The sequence below is a fragment of the Thalassobaculum litoreum DSM 18839 genome, from assembly GCF_900102465.1.
Taxonomy (GTDB): Bacteria; Pseudomonadota; Alphaproteobacteria; order Thalassobaculales; family Thalassobaculaceae; genus Thalassobaculum; species Thalassobaculum litoreum.
Map to the genome: position 1 here is coordinate 271,447 of NZ_FNBW01000004.1, position 17,359 is coordinate 288,805.

Consider the following 17,359-nt stretch of genomic DNA (forward strand, 5'->3'; position numbering starts at 1 on the left):
ACCATGGCCCTGTCGCAACGCCTTGATCTCCGCCAGGGACAATCTCTTGTCCTGACGCCCCAGCTCCAGCAGGCGATCAAGCTGCTGCAGCTGAACAACATGGAATTGGCGGAATATGTCGAGGGCGAGCTGGCGCAGAACCCGCTGCTGGACCGCGACGACGGCGAGGGCCCGGCCGCGCTGGAAGCGGTGGCGGGCGACAACCTGCTGCGCCATGACGGCGAGGCCCCGGCGGCTCCGCAGCAGGACGGCGACGGGTTCGGCGACGCCATCGACGACGGCGGTCGCGACACGCTCGACCGCACCACCACCGATGCCATCCCCGCCACGGGCGACGATCCCAACGACATCGACTACGACAACAACTGGGGCAGCGCCGGGATCGAGGAGACCGAGGGCGTGGCGGCGATCGGCTCCGGCGACCTGTCGAGCTGGAGTTCCGCCGGCGGTGGCGGCGGCGGGATCGTCGGCGACGACGATTTCGGCCTGGAGCAGATGGTGGCGGAGTCCAAGACCCTGCGCGACCACCTGCTCGACCAGATGTCGATGGAGTTCGACGCGCCGCGCGACCGGCTGATCGCCGCTCATCTGATCGACATGGTGGATGCCGCCGGCTACCTCTCCGGCGATATCGATACCCTGGCGCAGCAGCTCGGCACCGACGCGGACGAGGTGGAGCGGGTACTCAAGCGGGTGCAGGGGCTCGATCCGGCCGGCGTGCTGGCGCGCGACCTGAAGGAATGCCTGGCGCTGCAGCTCGCCGACAAGAATCGCCTCGATCCCTGCATGCAGGCGCTGCTCGACAATCTCGACATGCTGGCCCGCCGGGAGGTCGCCGCCCTGAAGAAGGTCTGCGGCGTCGACGACGAGGACCTCACCGACATGATCGGCGAGATCCGGGCGCTGAACCCGAAGCCGGGCGAGGCGTTCGACCGGCCGCTGGACCAGCCGGTGGTGCCCGACGTGCTGATCCGCCGTGGGGCGGACGGCAAATGGGTGGTCGAGCTGAACAGCGACACCCTGCCCCGGGTCCTGGTGAACAACGCCTATTACGCCGAGGTGTCCAAGGTCGCGGCCAAGGATCGCAAGGCCAAGGAGTACCTGTCGGAGTGCCTGCAGTCGGCCAACTGGCTGACCCGCTCGCTGCACCAGCGGGCGACGACGATCCTCAAGGTGTCCACCGAGATCGTGCGGCAGCAGGACGGGTTCTTCGAGCACGGCATCCAGTATCTGCGTCCGCTGGTCCTGCGCGACATCGCCGATGCCATCGGGATGCATGAGAGCACGGTCAGCCGGGTGACCAGCAACAAGTTCGCGGCAACGCCTCGGGGCATCTTCGAGCTGAAGTATTTCTTCACCTCGTCCATCGCCTCGGCGGCCGGCGGCGAGGCCCATTCGGCCGAAGCGGTACGGCACCGGATCAAGGGTCTGATCGACGGGGAGCCGGCCACCGCGATCCTGTCCGACGATCGGATCGTCGAACTTTTACGGGCAGACGGCGTGGATATCGCCCGCAGAACGGTTGCTAAGTATCGGGAGGCAATGCGCATTCCTTCAAGCGTGCAACGCCGCCGGGAGAAGGCGGGACAGGCGGTCATGGCGGGCCGCAGATAGCCGGGTAAAACGCGGCATGACTCGATTGTTGACCTTGAAACGCGCTACACTTAGGTTCCGGCGCTTCGCTCAGATGGGACCGGATTGGGTGGCGCCGGCGCGGCGGGAAAAACGCGCTGCGGAGCAGCTTTAGCTCGTGCGAAACCCAGTGTCCGTACCCACCTGATGCGAAGGGCGGACGCAAGATTGGATATGACCATGCAGATTTCTGTCCAGGGCAAGCAACTCGACGTCGGTGACGCGCTGCGCGAGCGGATCGAGACCGAGATCACGGAGATCGCGACCAAGTACTTTTCCGATCCGATTGAGTCCACGGTGACCATGACGAAGGCGGCCAGCCAGTTCGTGGCCGATATCGTCGTCCATGTGGGCAAGGGGATAACGGTCCAGAGCGAAGGCAAGGCCTCCGACGCGCATGCGGCATTCGATGCGGCGGCAGAGCGCATGGGCAAGCGGCTGCGGCGCTACAAGCGTCGATTGCGCGACCACCACCGTGGGCACGCGCAGGATGCAATTTCCGCGCAACAGTATATCCTGGCGGCGGAATCCGAGTCCGAGGGGGACGAGGTCCAGGAGCCTGACGGCTGGAATCCGGTCGTGGTGGCGGAGATGGAAACGGCGGTGGACACCCTGACGGTGGGTGAGGCGGTGATGCGTCTCGATCTGTCCGGGGCACCGGCGCTCATGTTCCGCAATCGCGGGCACGGGGGTATCAACATGATCTACCGCCGCTCCGACGGGAATGTCGGGTGGGTGGATCCTGCCGGGGCAACCGGCGCGGACTAGACGCGTTCCTACAGACGGACGCGTCCGAAGCAGGTCAATTCGAGCACGATTCCGACTTCGTCCACCTGACACGCTGGACGGCCAAAAGAGCGAGCACGAGCATGGATATCACGGACCTGATCTCGACGGACGGCATCCTTCCGAACCTGCGGGTCACCAGCAAGAAACAGCTCCTCCAGGAGCTGGCCCGCAAGGCGGCCACGCTGACCGGGGTCGAGGCCCGGGAGATCTTCGACGTGCTGTTGGAGCGCGAGCGGCTCGGTACGACGGGGGTCGGCCACGGTATCGCCATCCCCCACGGCAAGCTGCCCAAGCTGGACAGGCTCTATGCCGTGTTCGCCCGGCTCGACAAGCCGGTGGATTTCGACTCGATCGACGACGAGCCGGTGGATCTCGTCGTCCTGCTTCTGGCACCGGAAGCGGCGGGCGCCGACCATCTCAAGGCGCTCGCCCGCGTCTCCCGCCTGCTGCGCGACCGCACCGTGTGCACCAAGCTGCGGGGCTGCGAGAGCACCGACGCGATCTACGCCCTGTTCAGCGCCTCCGCCGCCAGCCACGCCGCCTGACGCTCGATACGACCGAGACCGTCACGCGGCATCAGGCGGTGGGGATCGGTGGATAAGGATCACTGAGTAAGGATCAGTGCAGGCTGACCGCCTGCAGGTCGCTCTGACGGATCGCCAACTCGGCCATCTCCCGGGTCGGAAACAGGCGCACGGCCATGCCGTCGGCGGCATGGACCACATAATGTTCCGCACCCTCCTCCTGCACCGGCTTGATGAAGGCGACCTGATTCAGGCCGAGCGCTCCCAGGGCCTGGGGCGTCATCGCCGCCAGATGCTGGCGGTCGGGCTGATGATTGCTGTCTGACATGCCTATTCTCCTGCCTCCGCCGGCTCCGCTTCGACATCGATGGTGTCGGCTTTGCGGCGGGCTCCCTTGATCGGAATGGTCTTCACCGTGGTTTCGGGCAGCGGGCGCTGCAGGTCGATATGCAGCAGGCCGTTGTCCAGTTCGGCCGAGTCGACCAGAATCCCCTCGGCGAGAACGAAGGTGCGCTGGAACTGCCTGGCGGCGATGCCGCGGTGCAGGTACACCTTGCCGTCCTCCTCGGCCTGGCGGCCGCGGACGACGAGCTGGTTGTTCTCCAGATGGATCTCGAGGTCGTCCATCGTGAAGCCGGCGACCGCGAGCGTGATGCGCAGGCCGGATTCCGAGGTCTGTTCGATGTTGTACGGTGGGTAGCCGTCCGACTGGGCCTTCTGGACCCGGTCCAGCGCCCGCTCGAAATGATCGAACCCGAGCAGGAGCGGAGAGTTGAACATGGATATGCGTGCCATCGGCAATCCCCTCAAGCGAGCGAGACATCCGGTCCGGGCGACAGGCCCGGCTGGAACCCTTGGACCCGCTGTCGCGCGATCCAGGGGCACCGATCCTTGCGGCATCGGTTGCATATGAACATGGTCGTGCGATCGGGCGAGATCAAGAGGCTGACGCGATCGGTGACGGGCCGACGGCGCGGTCGAGAAAACCACGATCGCAGGGCGGCATCCGGTCGCGCGGCCGTGCTCTACCGTCTATGACGTAGAGGACGGGTGACGGCTCAGATCGCTTCGCTCCGACCCGATCGTGCCCTATCGGGCGGCGGCGATCCGGGCGGCGCTGACCGGCTCCGCGTCGCCGGTTCCGTCGATCCGGCCGACATGGATGGCGGCGATGCTGAGCCCCTCGGGCCGGTCGATCAGCAGGGGCGAGCCGGAATCCCCGGATACGGCCTCGCAGTTGTGCCGCCACTGGCCGCCGGAGCGGGTCCCGAGGAAGGAGCAGGCCGGATCGACGGTCAGCACATGGCCCCGGTCGCCGCTGTATCCGGCCTGGGCCAGGGCGGCGCCGGAGGCCGGCAGCGGGCCGTCATAGATCGGGATCGCCGGCAGGTCGATCGGTGCCGACAGCCGCACCAGGGCCGAGTCCGGGCCCAGGGGGATGTAGCCCGAGGCGGTGCGATGCGCCTTGAACGCGCCGCGGGCGTAACCGGCGAGGAAATGCACCTTGCTGGGATCGGCCCATTCGCCCTGGCCGATCGGGTCCAGGCAGTGATGGGCGGTCAGCACCAGATCCGGCGAGACCAGGGTGGCGGTGCAGTGCCGACGGATCCGGTATCCGGCCACGTTCAGCCGGCCGATCGACGCCCAGGGATGGGCGTCGGGCGCCACCGTCACCCGCCCATCCCGGGCGATGGCCGGCCCGGGTCCCGCGGGCGCGACCGCCAGTACGGCCGCGAGCAGCAGCAGGATTCTTACGGTCATCACCAACCTACATCCGGCTCAGTGTTCCGCCCCGATACTGACTGTGGCCCGATGCCGGGGCGCTGGCAAGGGAGCGGGGCAGTAGGCGCGCTCCGGGCCCTGTGCTAGGGACAGGATCTGGTTCGGGCGACAGGGGTCCTTAGGAATGGCTGACGGGGTCGAGGCAATCATTCAGCGCCTCTACGGGCTTCCGACCTTCTTCGTGGCCGGGCTGCCGCGCTCCGGGACGACCTGGCTGCAGCAGATGCTGAACGCCCATCCCGAACTGCTCTGCCTCGGCGAGTCGCATTTCGTGAACGACATGGTGCCGGGCCTGTACAACGTGCTCTGGAAATTCACCAAGTCGCGCTCGAATCCCGAGCGGACCTGGGCACCGGGCGTGGTCGGGCCTCAGACAGAGCACATGCTGCCGGTCCTGCGGATGGCGTTCGCTTCCCTGGCGGCGGCCAATCTCGGCGATACGGATCTGAGCCGGCTGCGGGCGATCGGCGAGAAGAACCCGGACAACCTGTATCACGCCGAGCGGGTCTGGCGGGTGTTCCCCGAGGCGCGGATCATCCACATTATCCGCGATCCCCGGGACGGCGCGGTCTCAGGTTTCGCCAGGTTTCGCGCGCGTCTGCCCGAGGATCTGACCCGGCCGCAATACGTGGAGGCTTATGCCAAGGACTGGGCGTCGCGCCTCCAGACGGTGCGTGGGGTGGCGCAGGGCCGGCCCTATCGGGAGATCCGCTACGAGGACCTGCACGCGGACACGCTGGGACGGGCGGCGGATCTCTTCCGCTTCATCGGGGTGTCCGATGCGCCGGCCGATGTCGCTGCGGCGACCGACGCCGCCAGCTTCGAGCGCCTGTCCGGCGGCCGCCGCCAGGGCGAGGTGGACGCGGCCTCCCACTTCCGCCGCGGCGAGGTCGAAGGCTGGCGCGACGAGCTGACGGACGAGGAGGTCCGTCTTGCCGAGCTGAAGGCCGGCAGGATGATGGCGTCGCTGGGCTACGCGGTCTCCGAGGAGGGGCTGGCGCAGGCCGAGGCCTGAGGCCGGCGGGTACGCCTCACTCCCTACCGTGGGCCTCGAACCACTCCAGCGCTTTTTCCGCCAAGTAGAAGTCGAACGAATCGTGGATGTCGATGCCGGCGGCGGTGCTGTCGATCGGGATGATCTCCGCGTGGTCGCCGGTGCGCCGGCCGGCGCGGATCAGCGCCGCGCGCAGGGCCGAGGCGAGGCCGGTGTCCTCGCGGTACAGCGGCGTGCGGGTCTGGCGCGGACCGTAGACCCCCATCCACTCGTAGACCCGCTGCCAGGACCCTTCCGGCGACTGGGTCCAGAAGTTCTTGTGGGTCTTGTTGGCGACGAAGCAGGAATCCAGCGCCCGGTTGCGCTTCAGGGTCTCCACCGCCCGGGCGATCCATTCCGGCTTGCGGAAGATGTCGGTCGGCTGCAGGAACACCACGATGCCGAACGGCCCGTCCAGCGCCTCGGCCCGGGTCAGGGCGTCGGTCAGCACCGGCTCGGTCGGCGTCAGGTCCTCGGCCAGGGAAGGGTCGCGCAGAAACGGCGTCCAGGCTCCGGCCGCTTCGGCCGCGGCCCGGATCGCCTCGTCGTCCGTGGTCACCAGGACCCGGTCGCAGACCCCGCTCTCGATCGCATGCCGGACCGAGTGGGCGATCAGCGGCCTGCCGATGAGCGGTTTGATGTTCTTGCTCGGCAGGCCCTTGGATCCGCCGCGGGCCGGGATCAGGGCGATGACCCGGTCGTTGTCGCCGGTCGCGTCGGGCAGGGTGCCCGCATCGGCCCCCTGGTTCGTCCCCTGGGCGGTGGTCATTCCGAAATCTCCTCCATCCGGATCAGGGTGTCGGCCAGGGCTTCGGCGGCGGCGAAGCTCACGTCGTCGCGCACGTCGGCCAGGGCCCAGGTATGCTCCAGCACCTCGAAGCCCACCGCGTCGCCGAGGCGCCGGCCCCGACGGATCAACCTGGCGCGGGTGGCCAACGCCAGCCCGACCATTTCCTGGAAATACTCCGCGTCCTGGCCGTCCCGGCCGTCGGTCAGGGCCAGGATCTCCCCGTCGGGGGTGCGGCGCCACAGGTTGGCGGTGAAGCGGCGCACGCAGACCACGCTGTCCAGGTGGTCGCGGGCGACGAGGTTGTCGGCCGTGCGCCGGATCAGGCCGCGCGGCCGGAACGGATGGGTCGGCTCCAGGATGACGACGATCTCCGCCCCAAGGGCCTGGGCGACATCCGCCACCGCGGCCGTATAGCCGGTCGCAGTCCGGACATGGGCGGTCACCGGCGCGCCATAGGCCTCGACCGAGCGGCGGATAGCCGCGTCGTCGGTGGTGACCACGATGGCGGAGTCCGGCAGGTCGGCCACCGCGCTGTCCAGGGTGCGCCACAGGCTGGAGCGGCCATGGATCGGCGTCAGCAGGCGCGGCGTGCTCTTGGCGGCCGACAGCACCGGGATGACGACCAGCGGGCCGCCTTTGGGGACGGCGCTCATGGGGCCGGTGCTCATGGGGCCAGCGCTCATGGGAACGGCTTCCCGGTGCGGATCACCTCGATGACCTCGGCGACCCGCTTCGCCCGGCCCTCGTCGCGTCCCTGGTGGATGCCGTGATGGTGATAGGCGCGCATGCCCGGCTCGTAGACGATGTCGTGGCCGGCGGCGATCATCCGCTTGCCCCATTCCCTGTCCTCGACGCCTCGGATCTTCTCGTCGAACGGTTCGTCGGTCCAGATCGAGCGGCGGATCGCCGAGTTGGCGTTGTGGAAGAAGTAGTCGACCCGCTGGATCACCCGCTCGTCGCGGAAGGTGGTCCACAGGTCGCGCCGGTCGATGGCGCTGGTCTCGGGCAGCGGCTCCTGGCGGCCGTAGATTCCGCAGGTATCCGGGTTCCCCTCCGGTCCGAGATGGGCATAGGCGTAGTCGGCCCAGAGCTCGTCCACCGGCACGCAGTGGGAGGAGAGCAGACAGACGGTTTCGTGTTTCGCCGCCTCAATGCCGATGTTCAGCGCGCGGCCGTAAGAGAATTCCTCGCTTGTGATGGTCCGCAGGGTGCAGCCATGGGCCTCCGCGCATTCCACCGTGCCGTCGGTCGACTGGTTGTCCACCAGGATGACGTCGAGATCCGGCAGCCGCTGGCGTCGCAGCGCGGTCAGGCAGCGGCCGATCCAATGGCGTTCGTTCTTGGCCCGCAGCACGACACTGATCACAGCACTTCTCCCGTGCGTTCGGCGCCGCCGACATCTTCGGACAGATGGCCGAAATCCACCGCGGCACCTTCGGCCATGTCGTAGAGGGCGGTGCGGCCGATCATCTGGTCGAGCATCGCCGCACCCACGCCGTCGCCGCCCACCGTCTCGGCGACATCGGCCGTGGTCAGCCGCTCGCCGGCCCTGATCGCGCGGGTGGTGACCAGGGTCCTGCGGCCGGCGCGCAGCAGGTCCAGCCGTGCCACCGCCGACGGCCTGAACAGCAGGTCGCCGGGTAGGGCGAGGCGCCGCAGCCGCTCGAAACCGGCGAGGTCGGTGGTCAGGAAAGCGACCCGCAGCCCGTCGGCCAGGACCGGCAGCGGTCCCGGATGGTCGGCCGGAATGACGGCGTGGTAGCGGGCGGCGACGGTCTCCATCGGTTCGGCGCTGATCTCGTCGACCGTCTCCAGCGTCAGGTCCGGCGCGTCGGCATTGAGAAGGATCCGCGTCATCTTGGCCGTTCCGCTCACACCGCCCGCATGGCCTCGCGGATCCGCTCGGCGGAGAGGGCCCCGGGCACGGCCTTGTCGAAGGCGATGACCGCCTGGTCGAGGTTCATTCCCAGGCCGTCCAGGGTGGCGAGGCCCAGGGCCTGCGCCGCCGCCAGCAGCGGCGTCGGGCGCGGCTGGTAGATCACGTCGTAGACGGCGGCATCCTCCGGCAGGGTGGACAGCAGGTTCTCCGCCACGGGCGCGCCTTCGGGTCCGTCGGGATGGCCGATCGTGGTGGCGTTGACCAGCAGGTTGGTCGCCTCCAGCACCTCCGGCGACAGCGGATAATCGACGGCGATGGCGCCCAGTTTCTGCGACGCCGCGTCGGCGGTCGCCCGGGTCCGGTTGGCCAGGGTGAGGGAGGCGGTGCGTCCGGCGAGATAGGCGGCGACCGCAAGCCCGGCCCCGCCGAGGCCGATCAGCGTCGCCCGCCTGGTCCTCAGCGCATCCGCGCCACCGACCAGGGCCTCGATCTGCGACAGGGCGCCGGCGCCGTCGGTATTGGCGCCCACCAGGGCGTCGCCGTCGCGGTAGATCGCGTTGACCGCGCCGATCCGCGCCGCCTCGGGCTCCTGCCGGTCGAGGAAGGCGCCGACCGCCTGCTTGTGCGGCACGGCGACGGCCCCGCCGACATAGCGCGGGTCGGCCTTCAGCGCGGCGACGACGGCGCCCAGCGCTTCCGGCCGGGTGTCCATCGGATGCATCACCGCGTCGATCCCCGCCGCCTTGAACGCCGCGTTCCACAGCAGGGGCGAGCGCGCGCCCTTCGACGGCGTGGCGCCGAGGATCGCGGCATACTGCGCGGTGGTGATCTCGATCGGGTTGTCGATCGGGGCGGCGAAACGCATGGCGGGATCCTAGGCGTCGACCGTGCGGCCGATGGCCTGCGCCACCGGGCGGCAGGCCTTCATGATGTCGTCGAACTGCTCCAGGCTGGAGCATTGCAGCGGGTCGACGGCGGCGTTCTTCGGGTCGGGATGGACCTCCAGCATCAGGGCGTCGGCACCGGCGGCGATGGAGGCGAGCATCATCGACTTCACCCAGGGCTGCCAGAAGGTGGCGTGGGACGGGTCGCTCATGATCGGCAGGTGGGTGACCTCCTGCGCTGCCGGAATGACCTGAAGGTCGAGCAGGAAGCGCGAGGTGTCCCGGTGGGTGTGGTTGGCGACCACGCCGCGCTCGCACAGCACGATCTTGGCGTCCTGGCCCAGCCGGTCGTGCTCCAGCGCGATATACTCCGCCGCCATCAGCCAGTCGCGCAGGCTGGAACCGTAGCCGCGCTTCAGCATCACCGGCATGCCGGTCTTCCCGACCTCGGTCAGCAGCGGATAGTTCTGCATGTTGCGGGTGCCGATCTGCAGCATGTCGCAATTGGCGGCGACCACCTCGATCTTGGAGATCTCCATGACCTCGGTGACGATCGGCAGGCCGGTCTCCTGTTTGGCGATCTGCAGCCAGCGCAGCCCGTCCTCGCGCGGCTCGAAGAATTTGGGCGAGCGGTAGGGAAAGGTCAGCGGCTTGAACGCGCCGCCACGCAGCATGTGTGCGCCCGCTTGCTTCACGCCGATCGCGGTCTTCACGATCAGCTCCTCGTTCTCCACCGTGTTCGGTCCGGCCAGCACCGGCACCAGCGCGCCGCCGAACTCCACACCGCCGACGGTGAACCGGGTGCGGTGATCCGGGCTCTTCTTGGCGACCAGCGGGATCTTGTTCTCGATGTCGTCCCGGCTGAGATCCTTGCCGGGGAACTTGTTGTCGACGCCCTGATTGGAGCCGGTCATGGCCGCTTCCTCACTGATTAACGCTATTCTTTGTCGGCAAGCATGGAGGTTTTGCCTGCTCCGGGACATGCCTTATTGGCGCGGGCCTGGCTATCGGACAGGGATTGGCCGAAGCCGAACAGCACGCTTTCCGACGATCGGGCGGCCAGGCCGAGGGCGAAGGCCGGACCCGAATCGATCAGAGGGGAGCCGTAGGGCGCCTCCTCGAAGTTCAAGGAGGCCGCGCAGCCGAGGCCGGCGGCGATCGCCTCCACCGCCGCGCGCACTGTGGTCGGCGGATCGCTTGCCGGCGACGCCACGGCGAGGCCCTCCACCGTGCCGGCCAGATGCGCCGCGAAGTGCGCCAGATCCTCGACGGCGACCACCGCGTTATAGGGGCTGTCGGGATTGAACACGGTGACCGGCTCGCCGCGCTGCAGCTTGCCCGCGGTGCCGGCGGGGAAGTTGTCATGGGCACCCGGGCCGACCACCGCGGGCAGGCGCAGCACGGCCGCGCCGGCAAGACGGCCCGCGGCGACGGCCTCGGTCACGGCCGCCTCGGCGTCCCGCTTCGCCTCGCCATAGGGAATGATCGGCGCCAGCGGCGTGTCCGTGCCGATCCGGTCTCCCGTCGGTCGCCCGTATACCGACTGGGAGGACATGAAGATCAGCCGGCCGCCGCGCCGCCCGGCGAGGTCGAGCGCCCCGCCGACGAGTCTGGCGTTGATCTGCTTGAGAGCCACCGGGTCGGCCACCCGCGACGGCAGGGCGGCGGCACAGTCGATCACCGCGTCGATCTCCAGCCCCGGAACGGGAGCGCCGGTGTCGCGGGTGGGGTCCCAGCCATGGGAGGTGACGCCGGCCGCGGCGGGAACCGGGTGGCGGGCGATGCTGTGCACGCGGACGCCAGAGGCCGCCAGCAGACGCACGATCACGCCGCCGAGAAAGCCCGCGGCGCCGGTGACGGCGACGCCCCCTTCGAACTGTGCCGCTTCAATCTTCTTGGTCATCGCGTCCTTGTTCGATCACACTGATAATCTTACAGCATTGACGCGTGGGTCCCGTTGGAGAGGCGCCAGGATGGCGGATATTTGCCCGATTTGCGAGGCGGAAGGCGCGCCGCGGGTCTATTCCTGCGAGGCGCAGCTGTTCTGGGTCGTGGCCGACCCGGCGATGGCGGACCGGTTCGCCGATATCGACCTGCGCCAGTGCCGGGACTGCGGCCACGTGTTCCACAGCGACCTGCCGGCGGCGACCATCGCCGAGATCTACCGCCGCCAGGCCCTGACCAACCGGCCGGTTTCGGCCGCCATGTCCAGGCGCTACGACACGCTCGTCGATCTGCTCGGCCGCGAGCGGCTGGTCGGCCGGCGCATCCTCGAGGTGGGCGGCGGTACCGGGTCCCTGGCCCTGCTGCTGGCCGGGCTCGGCAGCGACGTGACGGTGGTGGAGCCGAACGAGGCCCTGCCCGAACTCCTGGCCGAGGTCCCGACCGACGCCGGGGGAGAGATCCGGCTGATCAACGCCTTCTTCGGGCCGGACACCCTGGACGAGACCTTCGACGGGGTGATCTGTCGCCAGGTGGTCGAGCATATCGCCGATATCCGGCCCTTCGTGCGCGCCCTCGGTGCGGCGGTGAAGCCGGGCGGCTTCGTCTATGTGGAAGTGCCGACCCTGGAATACATCGCGGAGGCCGGAGCCTATATGGATATCCATGTCCAGCATCTGCACTACCTGGACGCCGCCGCCCGGGAGCGGCTGCTGGCGGATGCCGGGCTGACGGTGGTCGCCACCCACCGGATCATGGACGGCCACGATATCGGTGTGCTGGCCGTCCCGGACGCCGCCGGCCCGAGACCGAGCGCCGGCGCGTCCCATACCCGCATCGACCGGGTGCCGGCGCGGCGGGACACCCATCGCGCCCGGCTGGAGGCGCTGCCCTTCGATCCCGAACGCACCGGGGTCTATGCGGCGACCTCTCAAGGGGTGACGTTCTATGCCCTGTTCCCGCCGGAGCGCGCCCCGCGCGCCTTCATCGACGACAATCCGGACAATATCGGCCGCTACGCCTACGGACGGGGCGGGCCGGTCAAGATCCAGCCGCGCCACCGGGCCCTGCTGGCGGGGCTCGACGACATCTTCATCGGCGCCTACCACCACGAGGCCGCGATCGTGGAGAAGCTGACCGACGACGGCTACCGGGGACGGCTGTGGTCGGTCGATCCCCGGCGCCCGACGATCGAGCGTCTGTCGTGAGCCCGGCGCGCGGCGTGCAGCAGGTCGACCCCTGGACCACCGTCGTCGCCGATGCCGGCGGCCGCTACGGCATCCATCCGTCCTGGCGCGGGTTCGAGGCGCCGCTGGCGTATACCCTGTACGAGCCCGAGCCGGAGGAGGCCGCCCGGCTGGCCGCCAAATACGCCGCCCGGGACGAGATCGCGGTGCGGCCCTGCGCCCTGGGGGCGGTGCCCGACACCACGACGACCCTCTGGATCACCGCCCATCGCGGCTATGTCGGCGCGCAGAAGCCGAACCCCGACAGCGTCTGGTTCGGCCAGGTCCGCCCCGACGAGGGCTCGGTCGAAGGCGCGGTGGAGGTGCCGAGCACCACGCTGGACAGCGAGTATGCCGATCAGGACCGACGGGCCGACTTCCTGAAGGTGGATGTCGAGGGCGCGGAGCTGGCGGTCCTGCAGGGCGCGGCACGGACCCTGGACCGGGTGCTGGCCCTGCGTGTGGAGATCCAGTTCGACGAGTCCTTCGAGCGGCAGACCGCGTCGGAGATCCTGCAGCACCTGATCGACGGTCACCGCTTCCGGCTGATGCGGTTCGACTATGCCGGCCGCGGCCAGCCGGTGAGCTATCTGGTGGGCGAGGACAGCTACGGCATCCTGACCGGGTGCGACGGCGTCTTCGCGCGCCGGCCCGACACCGTGGCCGCCTGGGGCGGCGAGGCGGCGGTCGCCGGTCTGACGAAGCTCGCCGTCTTCGCCTTGCGCAACGGGATGGCGGACTACGCCGTGAGCTGCCTGGAGCATCTGGCCGAGGCCGGTCCCTGGCCGGCGCAGGAGCCGGCGCTGCGGCGGTACCTGCGCAAGCTGTTCACCCTGTCCGCGCTGCGGGCGCGGTCGGTGTCCGGCGACCTGTACGAGCGGGCGCGGGCGGATTACCTGCGTTTCTTCGCCGTGCCGATGCTGGAGCGCAACGACGTGTTCGAGAGCGACTGGATGAACCCGGGATGAGCGCACCGCCGGCCGATACCGCCGCCCAGCCGGGCAAGGGCGGGGCAGCCGTCTTCACGCCGGCGCTGTTCGCGATCTACGACCTAGCGGTCAGCCCGGTGACCTTCGACGTCATGAACTTCTTCATCTTTGCCAACATGTGGTCGATGCGGGCCGGGGCGGCCGGATACAACGTGATCTTCGTTGCCGGCCCGGGTGGGCGGTTCCGGGACCTGACGCCCAAGGACAAGAGCCTGGACCCGGCCGAGAAGACCTGGCGCCTGCGCCATATCATGGTCTCCCATGCCCATATCGCCAAACGGTGCCTCGGGGTGTCCACCTACGATCGGCGCGAGGATTTCGGGCAGATGCTGCGGGCGATCCATCCCACCCAGCTCTTTCCCCCCGGCTACACCCAGAGCGACCCGCGCATCCCGTTCATGCTGGTGGATCTGTTTGCCCAGAACCCCACGCCGGACGAGCTCGATGTCTTCGCACCCGACGCGGCCGCGTTGCGCAAGACCCAGGCCTGGCTCGACCGGCATGCGCCGCGGGGGCGCCCGGTCTCCCTTACCCTGCGGAGCTCGACCATCGAGCCTCAACGCAATTCGAACATGCCGGCCTGGCTGGAAGCCGCCGCCCGGATCCGGGATCGAGGCTTCGACCCGATCATCCTGCCGGATACCGAGCTGGTGACGGCGGGTCAGGATATCGGCGCCTTCGGCGACATTCCGTGCTACCCGATGGGGGCGATCGATCTGGAACTCCGCGCCGCGCTCTACCGCCGCTGTCTGGTCAATCTGGCGGATAACGGGGGGCCAGCCTTTATCAACTACTTCATGGCCGCGAGCAGCGCCGTCTGTTTCCTGCCGGTGGAGAAGCTGCCCGAGGCGGTGACCCTGCAGGGGGGCGGTCTGGACCGGATGGCGGAGCTGCTGGGCGTGGCTCCCTACGAGAGTTTCCCCGGGGCTACGCCGGCCCGCCGGTTCGTATGGAAGCCCGACACGCTGGACAACATCATGGACGCCTTCGACGCCGCCGCCGCATATATCGCCGCACAACAATAAGGACTTAGACGTGACCAGGACCAACGCGGCGCTGCTGTACCATCCGGACTCCTTTCAGATTAAGCGCAACGAGCTGAAGGGGCGGCATGTCGCCAGCGCCAGCTTCCTCGATGGCTACGTGCGCCATGGCGGCAGCGAGGAGATTATCGGAGCGGTCCCCGATCTGTCGTTCCGAGAACCGTTCGTCGCGTCCGTGACGGAGTATGGCGCCGGCCGGACCGGCGGTCCGGCGCCGCGGGCCGATGTGATCCCGACCGGCGATCATGCGCGTCTCGGTCAGATCGGCACCCTGTTCTGCGCCGACCCCATGCTGGAGCGCTTCGCCCGGCGGCGGTCGGAGGCCGGACACCGGAGCTATTCCCTGTGCGGCATCACCCACACGATCTCCAGCAAGGAAGTACAGGCCGGGCTGGCCTCCTACCTCACCATGCCGCTGCAGCCCTGGGATGCGCTGATCTGCACGTCGCGCGCGGTGCGCGATGTGGTCGAGGGTCTGCACCAGCGCTATGCCGAGCGGCTGGCGGCCGTGCAGGGCGCCCGGCCCAAGCAGCAGGCCCGCCTGGAAACGATCCCGCTGGGCCTGGACGCGGCGTTCTACGCCCGCCACGGCGCCGATGCAGAGGCCAGGGCGACCCTGCGGTCCAGGCTGGGAGTGGCGGAGGACGATATTCTCGTCCTGTTCCTCGGCCGCCTCGCCTTCCACGCCAAGGCCCATCCCTATCCGATGTACGTGGCCATGCAGCGGGCCCAGGAGCGGCTGAAGCAGGACGGCCGCCAGCTGCACTTCCTGATGACCGGCCAGTTCGCAAACAAGCATGTGGGTCCCACCTTCCGAGACTCCGCACGCGAGGCCTGCCCGGATGTGCCGGTGCATTTTCTCGACGGTACCCCGGGACCGGAATCCTGGGCGAGCTGGGCGGCGGCCGATGTCTTCCTGTCCCTGTCCGACAACATCCAGGAGAGCTTCGGCATCACGCCGATCGAGGCGATGGCCGCCGGGCTGCCCTGCGTGGTCAGCGACTGGGACGGATACAAGGACACGGTGCCCGACCGGGAGGTCGGCTTCCGGGTCCCCACCCGCATGATCCCCGGCGGCTTCGGCGCCGGCCTGGCGAAGAGCTATGCGGACGGGGCGACGACCTACGACCGGTTCATCGGGACGGTCTGTCTGATGACCCAGGTGGATGTCGATGCCGCGGCGCAGGCGATCTGGCGCCTGGCCACCAGCCCGGACATGCGCCGGAGGATGGGCGCGGCCGGCCGGGCGCGCGCCCACACGGTCTATGACTGGTCGGCGGTGGTGCCCCGGTACCAGGAGCTGTGGACGGAGCTGGCGGAGATCCGGGCGGTCGCCGGAGACGCGCCTCCGGTTCCGAGTGGGCCGGCCCCGGTGCTGGAGGACCCGACGACGGTCTTCGCCGGCTTCGCCTCCCAGCGGTTCGACGGCGACACCCTGGTGACGGCCATCCGGGATCCCGAAGCGATCGGCCGGCTGCTGGCCAACGGCATGACCAATTTCACTCCCGGCCTGGTCCTGGACGCCCAGGGCTGCGCCGCCCTGAACGACCGGATCGCCGCCGGGGCGTCCAGGCTGTCCGATCTGACCGCGGCCGTTCCGGCCAACGACCGCGCCCGACTGCTACGCACGGTGATCTGGCTGGCGAAGTTCGGCGCGGTGTCCCTGTCGCCCTAGCAGCGGCGTCGACAGCGTGGCCGAATCACCGAATCTTGCGGGGGTCCGGGAGACAACCGACGGGCAAGGGAGGCGAGATCCATGAGCAGGCGTTTCAAGCTGGCGGTGCTGGGCTGCGGCCGCGTGTCGAACCGGTACCACGAGGTTCTGTCGCAGGAACTGGCCGACCGCGTCGACGTGGTCGGCGCCTGCGACCGGCTGCGCGATCGCGCCGAAGGCTTCGTGGCGGTCACCGGCGGCGAGGCGGTGGACGATCTGGAGGCGCTCGTCGCGCTCCGGCCCGATCTGGTCTGCATCCTGACCGAGTCGGGCAACCACGCCCGCGACGCGCTCGCCCTGCTGGAGCGCGGCTGCCATGTGCTGATCGAAAAGCCGGTGGCGCTCCGGCTCGACGACGCCGAAAGGATTCGCGATACCGCCACGGCGGCCGGTCTCACGGCGGCGGTGGTGAAGCAGAACCGCTACAATCCGGCCATGCGCTTCGTGCGGCAGAAGGTCGAGTCCGGCAGCTTCGGCCGGCTGATCGCCGCCGAGGTCCGGGTCCACTGGTGCCGCTATCAGGACTATTACGAGGACGGCTGGCACGGCACCTGGCGGATGGATGGCGGGGTGCTGGCCCAGCAGGCGATCCATCACCTGGACGCGCTGCAATGGCTGGGCGGCCCGATCGCGCGGGTCTGCGCCGTCGGCAAGGCCCTGGTGAACCGGCTGGAGGCCGAGGACACCGCCGCCGCGGTGGTCGAGTTCGAGTCCGGCGCGGTCGGCACGATTGTGGCCACGACGGCGGCCCGCGACCGCGACTTCGAGGCCTCGGTCCAGCTCGTCGGCGAGAAGGCCCGGGTCAAGGTCGGTGGCTCCGCCCTGAACCGGTTGGAGGACTGGTTCTGCGTCGAGCAGGACCCGCTGGAGACCGACGTCGAGCTCCGCCACAGCCAGGAGGTGCCGAGCAGCTACGGCCTGGGGCACGGGCCGCTGATGCGCGACGTACTGGATGCGATCGAGGCGGGCGGCCCGCCGCCGGTCGATGTCGACTCGGCGATGATGTCCCTGCGGCTGATGCACGCGCTGTACGCCAGCATGGAAACCGGCGGCTGGGTCGATCTGCGCCGCGTGCCGATCTCGGACAGGCTCGGCCGGACTGGCTGAGCCGACAGGCAGCAGGTTGCAGTAAG

The 17,359-nt window shown here is 69.1% G+C and carries 19 protein-coding genes; 9 read left to right on the top strand and 10 right to left on the bottom strand.

The features are described 5' to 3' along the window. Positions 1-3 precede the first annotated feature (3 nt). The 3 genes from rpoN (at position 4) to ptsN (ending at position 2,966) form a co-directional block, all read left to right on the top strand. Entirely contained in the window at positions 4-1,614 is a 1,611-nt protein-coding gene (gene rpoN, locus BLS34_RS08490; protein WP_093149589.1) for an RNA polymerase factor sigma-54, read from the top strand. A gap of 198 nt (positions 1,615-1,812) precedes the next feature. After that, the gene (hpf, locus tag BLS34_RS08495; protein ID WP_028793399.1) at positions 1,813-2,400 is read left to right on the top strand and encodes a ribosome hibernation-promoting factor, HPF/YfiA family; all 588 of its coding nucleotides are present in this window, start codon (positions 1,813-1,815) and stop codon (positions 2,398-2,400) included. A 101-nt stretch (positions 2,401-2,501) separates the two neighbouring features. Continuing rightward, positions 2,502-2,966, top strand: coding sequence for a PTS IIA-like nitrogen regulatory protein PtsN (gene ptsN, locus BLS34_RS08500; protein WP_028793400.1), 465 nt, complete (start codon positions 2,502-2,504; stop codon positions 2,964-2,966). A 73-nt stretch (positions 2,967-3,039) separates the two neighbouring features. Here ptsN and BLS34_RS08505 read toward each other — a convergent pair whose 3' ends face one another. The 3 genes from BLS34_RS08505 to BLS34_RS08515 form a co-directional block, all read right to left on the bottom strand. Further along, on the bottom strand, positions 3,040-3,273 hold the full coding sequence (locus BLS34_RS08505; protein ID WP_028793401.1) for a DUF1150 family protein: 234 nt from the start codon (positions 3,271-3,273) through the stop codon (positions 3,040-3,042). A 2-nt stretch (positions 3,274-3,275) separates the two neighbouring features. Continuing rightward, positions 3,276-3,740, bottom strand: coding sequence for an Hsp20 family protein (locus BLS34_RS08510; protein ID WP_038013691.1), 465 nt, complete (start codon positions 3,738-3,740; stop codon positions 3,276-3,278). A gap of 294 nt (positions 3,741-4,034) precedes the next feature. Further along, entirely contained in the window at positions 4,035-4,706 is a 672-nt protein-coding gene (locus BLS34_RS08515; protein ID WP_093149590.1) for a trypsin-like serine peptidase, read from the bottom strand. Positions 4,707-4,851: 145 nt separating this feature from the next. Between BLS34_RS08515 and BLS34_RS08520 the strand changes: the two genes are divergently transcribed. Next, positions 4,852-5,742 (top strand): sulfotransferase family protein, encoded by an 891-nt coding sequence (locus BLS34_RS08520; RefSeq protein WP_093149593.1) that lies wholly within the window; start codon positions 4,852-4,854, stop codon positions 5,740-5,742. A gap of 16 nt (positions 5,743-5,758) precedes the next feature. Here the strand turns inward: BLS34_RS08520 and BLS34_RS08525 are convergent, their stop codons facing one another. The 7 genes from BLS34_RS08525 to BLS34_RS08555 are packed head-to-tail and all read right to left on the bottom strand — an operon-like array spanning position 5,759 to position 11,216. Then, positions 5,759-6,529 carry an acylneuraminate cytidylyltransferase family protein gene (locus tag BLS34_RS08525; RefSeq protein ID WP_093149595.1) on the bottom strand — a complete coding sequence of 257 codons (771 nt, stop codon included), beginning with the start codon at positions 6,527-6,529 and terminating at the stop codon, positions 5,759-5,761. Then, positions 6,526-7,233: an NTP transferase domain-containing protein gene (locus tag BLS34_RS08530; RefSeq protein WP_175474155.1), complete on the bottom strand. Its 708-nt coding sequence runs from the start codon at positions 7,231-7,233 to the stop codon at positions 6,526-6,528. Before BLS34_RS08530 ends, BLS34_RS08525 begins: the two co-directional genes overlap by 4 nt. After that, positions 7,230-7,916 (bottom strand): glycosyltransferase family 2 protein, encoded by a 687-nt coding sequence (locus BLS34_RS08535; protein ID WP_051244088.1) that lies wholly within the window; start codon positions 7,914-7,916, stop codon positions 7,230-7,232. The genes BLS34_RS08530 and BLS34_RS08535 overlap by 4 nt, the downstream gene beginning before the upstream one ends. Next, a complete protein-coding gene (locus BLS34_RS08540; RefSeq protein WP_028793405.1) occupies positions 7,913-8,407 on the bottom strand; it encodes an SAF domain-containing protein in 495 nt (164 codons plus the stop codon). Before BLS34_RS08540 ends, BLS34_RS08535 begins: the two co-directional genes overlap by 4 nt. A 14-nt stretch (positions 8,408-8,421) precedes the next feature. Further along, a complete protein-coding gene (locus BLS34_RS08545; protein ID WP_093149600.1) occupies positions 8,422-9,294 on the bottom strand; it encodes a shikimate dehydrogenase family protein in 873 nt (290 codons plus the stop codon). Between the two features lie 9 nt (positions 9,295-9,303). Further along, complete coding sequence (locus tag BLS34_RS08550; protein ID WP_028793406.1) at positions 9,304-10,227, bottom strand: 3-deoxy-7-phosphoheptulonate synthase; 924 nt, start codon at positions 10,225-10,227, stop codon at positions 9,304-9,306. 23 nt (positions 10,228-10,250) lie between these two features. Continuing rightward, positions 10,251-11,216, bottom strand: coding sequence for an NAD-dependent epimerase/dehydratase family protein (locus BLS34_RS08555; protein ID WP_051244093.1), 966 nt, complete (start codon positions 11,214-11,216; stop codon positions 10,251-10,253). Between the two features lie 70 nt (positions 11,217-11,286). Between BLS34_RS08555 and BLS34_RS08560 the strand changes: the two genes are divergently transcribed. The 5 genes from BLS34_RS08560 (at position 11,287) to BLS34_RS08580 (ending at position 17,333) form a co-directional block, all read left to right on the top strand. Beyond that, positions 11,287-12,462 carry a class I SAM-dependent methyltransferase gene (locus BLS34_RS08560; protein ID WP_175474156.1) on the top strand — a complete coding sequence of 392 codons (1,176 nt, stop codon included), beginning with the start codon at positions 11,287-11,289 and terminating at the stop codon, positions 12,460-12,462. Then, positions 12,459-13,448, top strand: a complete 990-nt coding sequence (locus BLS34_RS25835) for an FkbM family methyltransferase (RefSeq protein WP_175474157.1) — start codon at positions 12,459-12,461, stop codon at positions 13,446-13,448. Before BLS34_RS08560 ends, BLS34_RS25835 begins: the two co-directional genes overlap by 4 nt. Beyond that, positions 13,445-14,494, top strand: coding sequence for a hypothetical protein (locus tag BLS34_RS08570; protein WP_093149605.1), 1,050 nt, complete (start codon positions 13,445-13,447; stop codon positions 14,492-14,494). The genes BLS34_RS25835 and BLS34_RS08570 overlap by 4 nt, the downstream gene beginning before the upstream one ends. Positions 14,495-14,504: 10 nt before the next feature. Continuing rightward, positions 14,505-16,187: a glycosyltransferase family 4 protein gene (locus BLS34_RS08575; protein ID WP_093149606.1), complete on the top strand. Its 1,683-nt coding sequence runs from the start codon at positions 14,505-14,507 to the stop codon at positions 16,185-16,187. An 81-nt stretch (positions 16,188-16,268) separates the two neighbouring features. Next, a complete protein-coding gene (locus BLS34_RS08580) occupies positions 16,269-17,333 on the top strand; it encodes a Gfo/Idh/MocA family protein (protein WP_093149608.1) in 1,065 nt (354 codons plus the stop codon). Positions 17,334-17,359 lie beyond the last annotated feature (26 nt).